Below are 8,063 nucleotides of genomic sequence, written 5' to 3' on the forward strand. Positions count from 1 at the left end.
GCTGCAACAGCCTTGACCAGCCGCGACGTTGCCGGGGATACTTCCGCCGGAGCGGGACGGGGAAGCGGGGGAACGGGTGGATGCACAACAGCGGACGGCAAAGGCCGACCCACAGGACGAACTGGCCGCCCGGCTGCGGCTGCTCCAGGAACTGTCCGGGCTCGGCGTACGGGCCCTGGCGCGGGACACCGGCCTCAGCTCCTCGTCGCTGTCGCGCTACCTCAACGGCCAGACCGTGCCGCCCTGGCCCGCGGTGATCGCCCTGTGCCGCCTCGTCCAGCGCGACCCCCGCCCCCTGCGCCCGGTGTGGGAACGGTCCTCCAACCCCCTGCCGGCGCCCCCGAAGACCAGCCGCCAGGGCCGGCCGCGGCCCCGCAACGATCTGCCGCGCGACGTTCCCGACTTCACCGGACGCGCAGCCCAGCTCGCCGCCGTGCTCGCCGCCGTGGACAGCCAACGGGTGGTCGCCGTCGACGGCATGGCAGGCGTCGGCAAGACCTGCCTGGCGGTGCACGCCGCGCACCGGCTGGCCGCCCATTACCCGGACGCCCAGCTCTATGTGGACCTGCACGGGTTCACCGAGGGCCGGCAACCGCTCGATCCCGACTCCGCGCTGCGGATGCTGCTCGCCGCGCTCGACGTCCCGTCCGAGAAGGTCCCGCAGGAGGGCGTCGAACGGCTGGCCGCCTGCTGGCGGGCGGAACTGGCCCGCCGACGGGCCGTCGTGGTCCTGGACAACGCTGCCGACGCCGACCAGGTCCGCCCGCTGCTGCCCGGCGCCGGCCCCTCCGTCGCCCTGATCACGAGCCGCAACCGGCTGCTGGGCCTGGACGAGGTGCCCCCGGTGTCGCTGGACGTGCTGAGCGAGCACGAGAGCGCGCAGCTGCTGGCCCGTGCCAGCGGCGAGCTCAGCGGCCCCGACAGCCGGCTGGCCCGCGAACCGCAGTCCACCGCCGAGGTACTGCGGCTGTGCGGCCATCTGCCGCTGGCCCTGCGGCTGGCCGCGGCCCGGCTGCGGCACCGGCCGGGCTGGACCATGGGCATCCTCGTCGAGCGGATGGCTCAGGGCCGAAGCGAGTTCGACACCGCGTTCGCCATGTCCGTGCGGCAGTTGAACCGGGCCCAGGCCCGCCTGTTCAGGATGCTGGGCCTGCTGCCCGGGGCCACCTTCGACGAGTACGCGGCGGCGGCCCTGGCGGACGTGCCGCTGCGCGCTGCCGGGGAGATGCTGGAGGACCTGCTCGACGCGCACCTCGTCCAGCAGCCGACGGCCGGCCGCTACCGGCTGCACGACCTGGTGCACAGCCACGCGCGCCGGGCCGGAGCACAGCAGGACGCACCGGCCGAGCGGGAACGGGCACTGGGCCGGATGCTCGACTACTACGTCCACGCGGCGGCCGCCGCGGATGCCGCGATGCCGTTCCTGTCGCCCGGCCGGCCGGCCTCCGCAGGCCGGCCCCCGGCCGCACTGCCGCAGTTCACGGACAAGAACACGGCCTTTGCCTGGCTCGTCACCGAGTACGCAAACCTGCTGGGAGCCTTCGAGACGGCGGCCGCGACCGGGGCCGATGTGCATGTGTGCGAGCTGCCGCGTTTCCTGCGGGCGTACTTCGCGCGGCGCTGCGGCACGACGCATCTCAACGCCCTCTTCGAACGCTCCCTGGCCGCCGCGCAACGCCTGGGCGATCCGCTGCACCTCGCCGAGGCGCACAGCGACCTGGGCTTCGCACGCTACAACGCGGGCCGGATGGCGGAGGCCGCCGCCGCGTACGAGGCGGCAGGGCCGCTGTTGTCCCAGGCGGGGGATCTGCGGGCGGAAGCCGAACTGGCCCTGCGCCGCGGCTATCTGCGATGGGACGCGGGGGGTGTCGAGGAGCCGCTCGAACTCTTCCAACTGGCAGGGACGTTGTACGAACAAGCCGGCTGCCCCACGGGCGCGGCCCACGCGGCCGCGTCGCAGGCCTGGGCGATGCTGCAGCTGGGACACCGTCAGGAGGCGGCGCAGCTCGCCCGGCAGGTGCTGGCCATCCCCCATGCCGACCCCGCATGGCCGCCCACGCTGACGGCCCGGATCACCCTGGGCGTGGCCATCGCCCACGAGGAACCCGAGGCGGCGGCGGAGCACCTGCATCAGGCGCTGGCGCTGGCCCGCGAGGACGGGCACCTGCACAACGAGGCGTGGTGCCTGAACTGCCTGGGCGTCGCGCTGCGGCAGATGGGCCGATACCAGGAGGCGCTGGCCAGTCACCGAAAAGCGTTCGCGCTGCTGGACGAGCTGTTCGAGGAACACTGGAAGATCCATTTCCTCAACGGCTACGGCGAGACCTGCCGGCTCGCGGGCCTGCCCGAACAGGCCTTGCAACTGCACCGGCAGGCGCTGGAGCTGGCCCCGGCACTGGGATACCGGCACGAGGAGGCACTGGCCCACGAGGGCATCGCGATCGTGCTCGACCAGACGGATCCGACCGCAGCCGCCGAGCACCGCGCAGCGGGGCAGGCCGTCCTGCAGGAGCCCAACCCCGGGGCTTACTGATCGTTCCACAACGAGATGGGCGTAGGGCATGACGCCACTCATGGTCACAGAGGCGGTCGAGGACTTCGTGCCCTCCATGGCCGCCCTCGTGCGGGTCTTCGCCGCACGTGGGCTCCCGACCGTCAGCGCCATAGAGCAGCACCGGGTTGTCGACCGCGGGTCATGAGGCATGCCACTCCATCGTGGCTCCGCCGAAGTGGCTTCGTATGTGACAACTGACTCCAGTTGTAGGTCTGTTCTGACTCCACTTGAGGGGTCCAGGGGCCGGTTCTGTTGGTGAGATTTGACTCCACCTGCGCGGGTTGATTGGCTCGGTCATCAGCATGCCGGGATGTTCTGCATCCGTTCCGCGCGTGCCGTCCGCGTTTCCAGGCTCTTTGCGTGGGCGAATGGCAGCGGTGGGGACGAGCAGGCGTTGGGCGACACGGACGCCCGCGGACGCACTCCGGAATGGCCGTGCTCTACTGGCACCCCCCTACCGTCAACGGAGGTCACCCGTGGCCCGGCTCCACATCCGCCCCGGCGTCAAACCCGATGAGCCGGAGGTGCCCGTTGTGGTGCTCATCGTCGACCCCGACGGCCTACCCGGCGAGCGCGCGGTCTATGAGCTTTTCAGCTACTGCTATGAGGGCGACGGCGTGTTCTACCTGGTGGGGACCGACGGCTGGGCCGAGCACACCCTCGACGGTGACCGCCTGGTGGTCGACATCGCCGTGTACCCGGGCGCGCTGGGGCAGGTCGGTGTGGACGCCGGGGCGTTCCCCGACCACTCGGCGCTCGACCCGGACGCGGCGCTGGTGCTGCACGTGGAGGGCGTGGTGGACCCGGAGCTGTATGCGCGGGCGGCACCCGCGACCGCCGTGTTCGCCGCGGGCCCGGACCGCTTGCTCGACGACGTGCTCGCCTCGGACCACGACTGGCCGATGGTGCTGGCGCTCGGGCCGTCGCCGGCAGACTGGACCGATGAATAGTCAGAACCTGCGGATGGGCGTCCTGAGGGCCGCCACCTTCGCCATCCGGCGGCCGCAGCAGCCGCCTGCTGTTCGGCGCGGGCGCGGGTGGCTGCCAGCCGGTGGGAGTCGGTGCCGATGATGTTGCCGCCGAACGCCAAACGGTCCATGGCGGATCGCCGCGAACAACTCGACCGTCGAAAAAGGCACTTGGGCCACCCAGGGCTACCTGATGCACTCCGCATCCTCCCACCGCACGGCCCCCAGTGGAGTCAAATCTCACCGACATTAAATCCCGCCCCGCACCGCTGGAGTCAGAACTCGCCTACAGCTGGAGTCAGAACCCACCTACAAAGCCAGCCGAAGCCCAGCAGCGCCCACGGCCAGCCCTGGACGATGGTGGCCTGCACGATCGCCCGGCCAGGCAGCGGCTCCCATGAGAAGATGCGCCACACCCTCGGCCGCACCGGTCCATACGAACGCTTCGTAGGCCGCGTTTACAGCGCCACCGACGTTTCCCGCGGCAAGCCGGCCCCGGACCTGTTCCTGCACGCTGCACCGCAGATGGGCGTCGCCCCTATAGCTGTGTGGTCATCGAGGACGGGTGTAGCTCTCGCTGGGGGATGGTCGCTGATCAGGCTGTGAGGCGGTGGTCGTGTCGGTCGGGGGTGGGGTAGAGGCGTTCATGCTCGTGGGCGAGGTGGTGTCGCCAGTACTCCTCGAAGTCGCCGTTGTCCTTCAGTGCGCGGAGTTTGAGGATGGCTTCGGAGCCGTTGAGGCCCCAGCGTGACCCGGTGATGGCGAGCCTGTCGGCGATGATGTGGCGGCAGGCGCCCTCGATCGGGTCGGTGGCGATCGGCCAGCCGGAGGCTAGTGCGGTGTGGTAGTGCAGGCGGTCCGTGTGGCCGGTGAGGTAGCGGATGCAGGCGTCGGCGCCCTCGCGGCTGGTCCCGCGCAGTGCGCCCTGGTCTGTCTGCGCGGTGATCTCGGCAACGGCCCGGGTGGCCTGACCCGTGCAGGATGGTCGTCAGGTGGCCGGCGACCCAGGCTTCGCACCCGGGGGTGCCGGGCTGGTGGAAGCAGTGGGCCGCACCCCAGACGTATTCGCTCACATGCACGATGTCGATCAGGATGTGCACCCCGATGCCGCGCCGATCGGCCTCGGCCTGGACCAGATCGATCTGGTGGTGGGCACCGTCGACGAGGACGAGCCAGTCCCGCACGTGATCCCGGTCGCGGGCCTCGGCCTGGTCGAAGGCGGCGGCGACGGTGTGCCCGGCAGGGTGGATCACCGAGCCGCACAGCCACTTCGCGGCCGCCTTCGGACCCGGCCGGGGCGGTCGGTCCCCGCCGCGTCCCTCGGGCGGAGCGATGATGTCGTGTAGACGACGCACCGCGGGATCGACATCGAACACGCAGGCCAGCGTGGCCATACGCTTCCGGTTCGGTTTCTCGCCCGGCGCCAGCCTCGTGCGCATCGCCTGCTTCTTGTCCCGGTGCGCCTTCAAGGTCGCCGGCCGCAGGGCTTCGGGCCGCATGACGATGCCCTTGCCGTCCACCTGCAGGACCAACGCGGTGGACGCGGTCGCCGGTATGGGCACCCTGGCGAGGTAGAAGCCGTCGATGTCCCGGGCCGCCCCGACGACCAGACGCTCCGCGTGCCGCTTGCCCAGCACCTTCCCGCACCGCCGGTCGATCGCCTCCTTGGCCTGGTCATGGGACCCCCGGACGGCCTCGGTGACCGCCAGGCGGCGCAGGCCGTGCGAGTGCAGCCCGGCGGGCAGCCAGAGGTCCGCGTCGAGCGGGCAGATGTTGCTCATCGACCTGCCCCGCCACGCGGTCCGCGTCACGGTGACCGTGCCGAACACGCAGGCCAGACGCCGGCAATGCCCTGGCTCACGATGCGGGCGGACCTTTCCGTCCGCGCCCCGGACTACCTCCCGGTCACCTTGCCGGGCCTGGTCCCGCTCACGTCGCTCCCGCAGATCGAGATGGGCCTGGAACAGCAGCCGCAGCAGCTCACGGCCCCGCGCCTCGATGAGGTCTTCCAGATCGTGGTGGGGCAGCGCGGCCGACTCCGGGGCGGCCAGCACCCCTGTCAAGCGGTCGAAGGCCCTTGCCGCGGCGGCGAACGGATCGATGGCGTCGAAGGCGTCGTACGGTTCCACAACGGCTCTTCTTTCTTCCGCGCTTCGGTCTGGCTGGTTACCTCCGAAGTTAGAGAGAAGAGCCTTTATCGTTCCGCGAGTTCACCGATCCGCCGCGGCCCGGCCCGGGTGGGCCGCCGTGAACTGCCCTGGCGCGTCCTCCACCAGCCAGCCCCGGTCCACCAGACGCTTCAGCTTCCCCCGGGTCCCCTCGATCTTCGCGGTCACCGCCGGCAGGCCGATCCTCGGCACGATCTGTTTCGCCTGCAACGGCTTCGCGGCGTCCATGACGACCTCGACGATGTCCCGGTAACATCCGGCAGCACGTGCGCCGAGAGTCCCTCCCGCCAGTGCGGCACCATGACCGCCCCCACCACCCGCACCGCGGGCTCCACCACACCCTCCGGCTCCGGGCCCACGGCCACCGGCGCAATCGTCCCGGGTCCACCCAGATCCGCGATCACCTCGGCCACCGTCTCCCGGGTGATCCGCAACCGCGACCACGCCTCCCGCTCACCCTCAAGACGCGCGGTCAACTCCACGATCTCGGCCTCCAGGGCCTCCACCCGGGCACGGGCCGCGGTCTCCCGCGCCTCCAACTCCTCGATCAACGACCCCATCAGCGTCGCCTCCTCCACCCAACACGGTAGAGACCCGACCATGCCACCATCACCCGCAAGAACGTTCTCCCAGCTCAACCCGTCCCCCGAGCGGAGCTACACCCATCGAGGACAGCCAGCCCGGCGTCCCAGGCGGCGGCCCGCGCCGCCGGGATGCGTGCCTTCCGCTATGCCGGCGGACTCACCCCCGCTGAGCGGCTCGAAGGCCCCGGTACCATCGTCTTCCACGACATGCGCAAACTGCCCAGTCTCATCGCCGAGCAGTATCGCTGCTTGTCCGCCATGGCCGCACCATCCACAGGAATTGACAATTCCTCGCCGCTGGGACGGGCGCCTCGGAGCTGGTGATCTTGATCGTGGGGTCCGGGACAAGCGCGGGGATAGGGTGCCGCGTTGTGAACAGACGCATAGACCTGGTCGAACCAGCTCACCAGTCTCGGCTTGCCTTCCGGCGCGCGGACGAGTTCGACTTGTCCGAACTGGTGCGGGTCCGCGACAGCGCAGCACGCTGGCAGATCGCCCGTGGGATCGGCCAATGGAAGCCAGGAGAGCTAGTGTCCCGGTCGACAGGTCCTCGCGCAGTCATGTGGTTGCGTTAGAGCGGGACGATGAGTCCTTCGTCAGCAGCGATGACTTCGCCGGCGAAGGTGCTTTGGGCCTCGGTCACCGAGCGCGCGCGGTCACTGTCGGGCCAGAAGTGGGTGAGTAGCAGGCGCTGAGCCCCTGCGCGGGTTGCCCACGTCCCGGCTTCGGTAGCGCTCATCAGGTGCCGTGGATCCTCGTCGGGCGGCGGCCCCTGCAGAGTGGCGCCGATGACGAACAGACTGGCGCATGCCCCCAGCGGGGCGAGCGCGGCGTCCGGGCCGGCGTCGCCGCTGTAGGCGACGGTCAGGCCCGGCGCGGTCACTCGGACGCCGGCGTGGGGGACGTGGTGCGGCAGCAGAACGGCATCGAGCTGGAATGGGCCGACCTGATGGGTGCCCGGGAGTCGATAGACACTGAAGACATCGAGCAGGTCCTCGGATGGTTCCATCGCTTGAACACGCCCGATCACCCCAGGTGTGCAATAGAGCGGCACACGAGCTCGTCGGTCATCGGAGAAATAGCGTTCGCGGCCCAGGGCGCTGAGATCGGCGCAGTGATCAGGGTGCTCATGAGTGATGACCACGGCGTCGATGTCGCCGCCCTCGCAGTACGTGAGCAACCGGGGCAAGGTCGCGTAGCCCAGGTCCAGTACGAGCCGGAACCAGTCGTACTCCAGGAGGAAGCCGCTGGCGGCCCGGCCGGCTTGCGGCCAGGCCCCGCACGTTCCCAGAACCGTGAGGCGACGCATCCGCCGATGATCTCACGGACGGGCAACCATCCCGCCTTGATGGTGTGGCTCGCCGAGCCTGGCGCAGTAGCGTCCGATGGCGTCGATGATCTGGTCGGCGGTCCGAGTCCATTTGAACGGCTTGGCGTTCGCGTTCCAGAACGTGATCCACTGATCGAGTGCACAGGTCAGCTCATCGAGGGAGCGGAAGCTGCCCCGGGCGAGACAGCGGCGCTGGAGTTCGGCGAACCACCGCTCGACCTGGTTGGCCCACGACGAGTGGGTCTGGCGGGCGGTTGTGGAGGGGGTTGGGGGTGGGTTCTGGTGGAGGTGGCGTGGGTCCGGTACGCGACCCGGGCCCGCCCCCGGCGTGGGGGGTCTGCCCTTGTGGGTTTTGTTGACCCGTTCTGCTGTGAACGTCGCGCTCACGGGGAGTGGCTCGGGACGTGTGTGTGGCCCGCCGGGGATCCCGGCGGGCCACACATATCTGGGGGTGTCCTG

Annotated in this window: 5 protein-coding genes and 4 pseudogenes; 4 read left to right on the forward strand and 5 right to left on the reverse strand. The window is 70.3% G+C overall.

Annotation, left to right across the window (positions count from 1 at the left end):
• The first annotated feature begins 76 nt into the window (after positions 1-76).
• The 3 genes from QMK24_RS34555 (at position 77) to QMK24_RS34565 (ending at position 3,504) form a co-directional block, all read left to right on the forward strand.
• Complete coding sequence (locus QMK24_RS34555; protein WP_283470819.1) at positions 77-2,533, forward strand: tetratricopeptide repeat protein; 2,457 nt, start codon at positions 77-79, stop codon at positions 2,531-2,533.
• Positions 2,534-2,573: 40 nt separating this feature from the next.
• The gene (locus QMK24_RS34560) at positions 2,574-2,699 is read left to right on the forward strand and encodes a hypothetical protein (protein ID WP_283470820.1); all 126 of its coding nucleotides are present in this window, start codon (positions 2,574-2,576) and stop codon (positions 2,697-2,699) included.
• Positions 2,700-3,030: 331 nt separating this feature from the next.
• On the forward strand, positions 3,031-3,504 hold the full coding sequence (locus tag QMK24_RS34565; protein WP_283470821.1) for a hypothetical protein: 474 nt from the start codon (positions 3,031-3,033) through the stop codon (positions 3,502-3,504).
• Positions 3,505-3,560: 56 nt separating this feature from the next.
• Here the strand turns inward: QMK24_RS34565 and QMK24_RS42075 are convergent.
• Positions 3,561-3,653, reverse strand: a pseudogene (locus QMK24_RS42075) (IS21-like element helper ATPase IstB); the annotation flags it as partial.
• Positions 3,654-3,909: 256 nt separating this feature from the next.
• On the opposite strand from QMK24_RS42075, the pseudogene QMK24_RS34570 reads away from it, so the two are divergent.
• Positions 3,910-4,124 (forward strand): annotated as a pseudogene (locus tag QMK24_RS34570) (HAD family hydrolase); the annotation flags it as partial.
• On the opposite strand, the pseudogene QMK24_RS34575 reads toward QMK24_RS34570, so the two are convergent.
• The 4 genes and pseudogenes from QMK24_RS34575 to QMK24_RS34595 form a co-directional block, all read right to left on the reverse strand.
• Positions 4,118-5,651: pseudogene (locus QMK24_RS34575) on the reverse strand (ISKra4 family transposase). The pseudogenes QMK24_RS34570 and QMK24_RS34575 overlap by 7 nt on opposite strands.
• Before the next feature lie 81 nt (positions 5,652-5,732).
• A complete protein-coding gene (locus QMK24_RS34580; RefSeq protein ID WP_283470822.1) occupies positions 5,733-5,918 on the reverse strand; it encodes a hypothetical protein in 186 nt (61 codons plus the stop codon).
• 927 nt (positions 5,919-6,845) lie between these two features.
• Complete coding sequence (locus tag QMK24_RS34590) at positions 6,846-7,583, reverse strand: MBL fold metallo-hydrolase (RefSeq protein ID WP_283470823.1); 738 nt, start codon at positions 7,581-7,583, stop codon at positions 6,846-6,848.
• Positions 7,584-7,595: 12 nt separating this feature from the next.
• Positions 7,596-8,063 (reverse strand): annotated as a pseudogene (locus QMK24_RS34595) (hypothetical protein); the annotation flags it as partial.

Origin of the sequence: Streptomyces sp. PH10-H1, assembly GCF_030063355.1 — a bacterium.
Classification (GTDB): Bacteria; Actinomycetota; Actinomycetes; order Streptomycetales; family Streptomycetaceae; genus Actinacidiphila.

Excerpts from the sequence above, each read along its gene's own strand:
- QMK24_RS34580 (WP_283470822.1), bottom strand. The coding sequence starts at position 5,918 with ATGGACGCCGCGAAGCCGTTGCAGGCGAAACAGATCGTGCCGAGGATC.
- QMK24_RS34590 (WP_283470823.1), bottom strand. The coding sequence starts at position 7,583 with ATGCGTCGCCTCACGGTTCTGGGAACGTGCGGGGCCTGGCCGCAAGCC.
- QMK24_RS34560 (WP_283470820.1), top strand. The coding sequence starts at position 2,574 with ATGGTCACAGAGGCGGTCGAGGACTTCGTGCCCTCCATGGCCGCCCTC.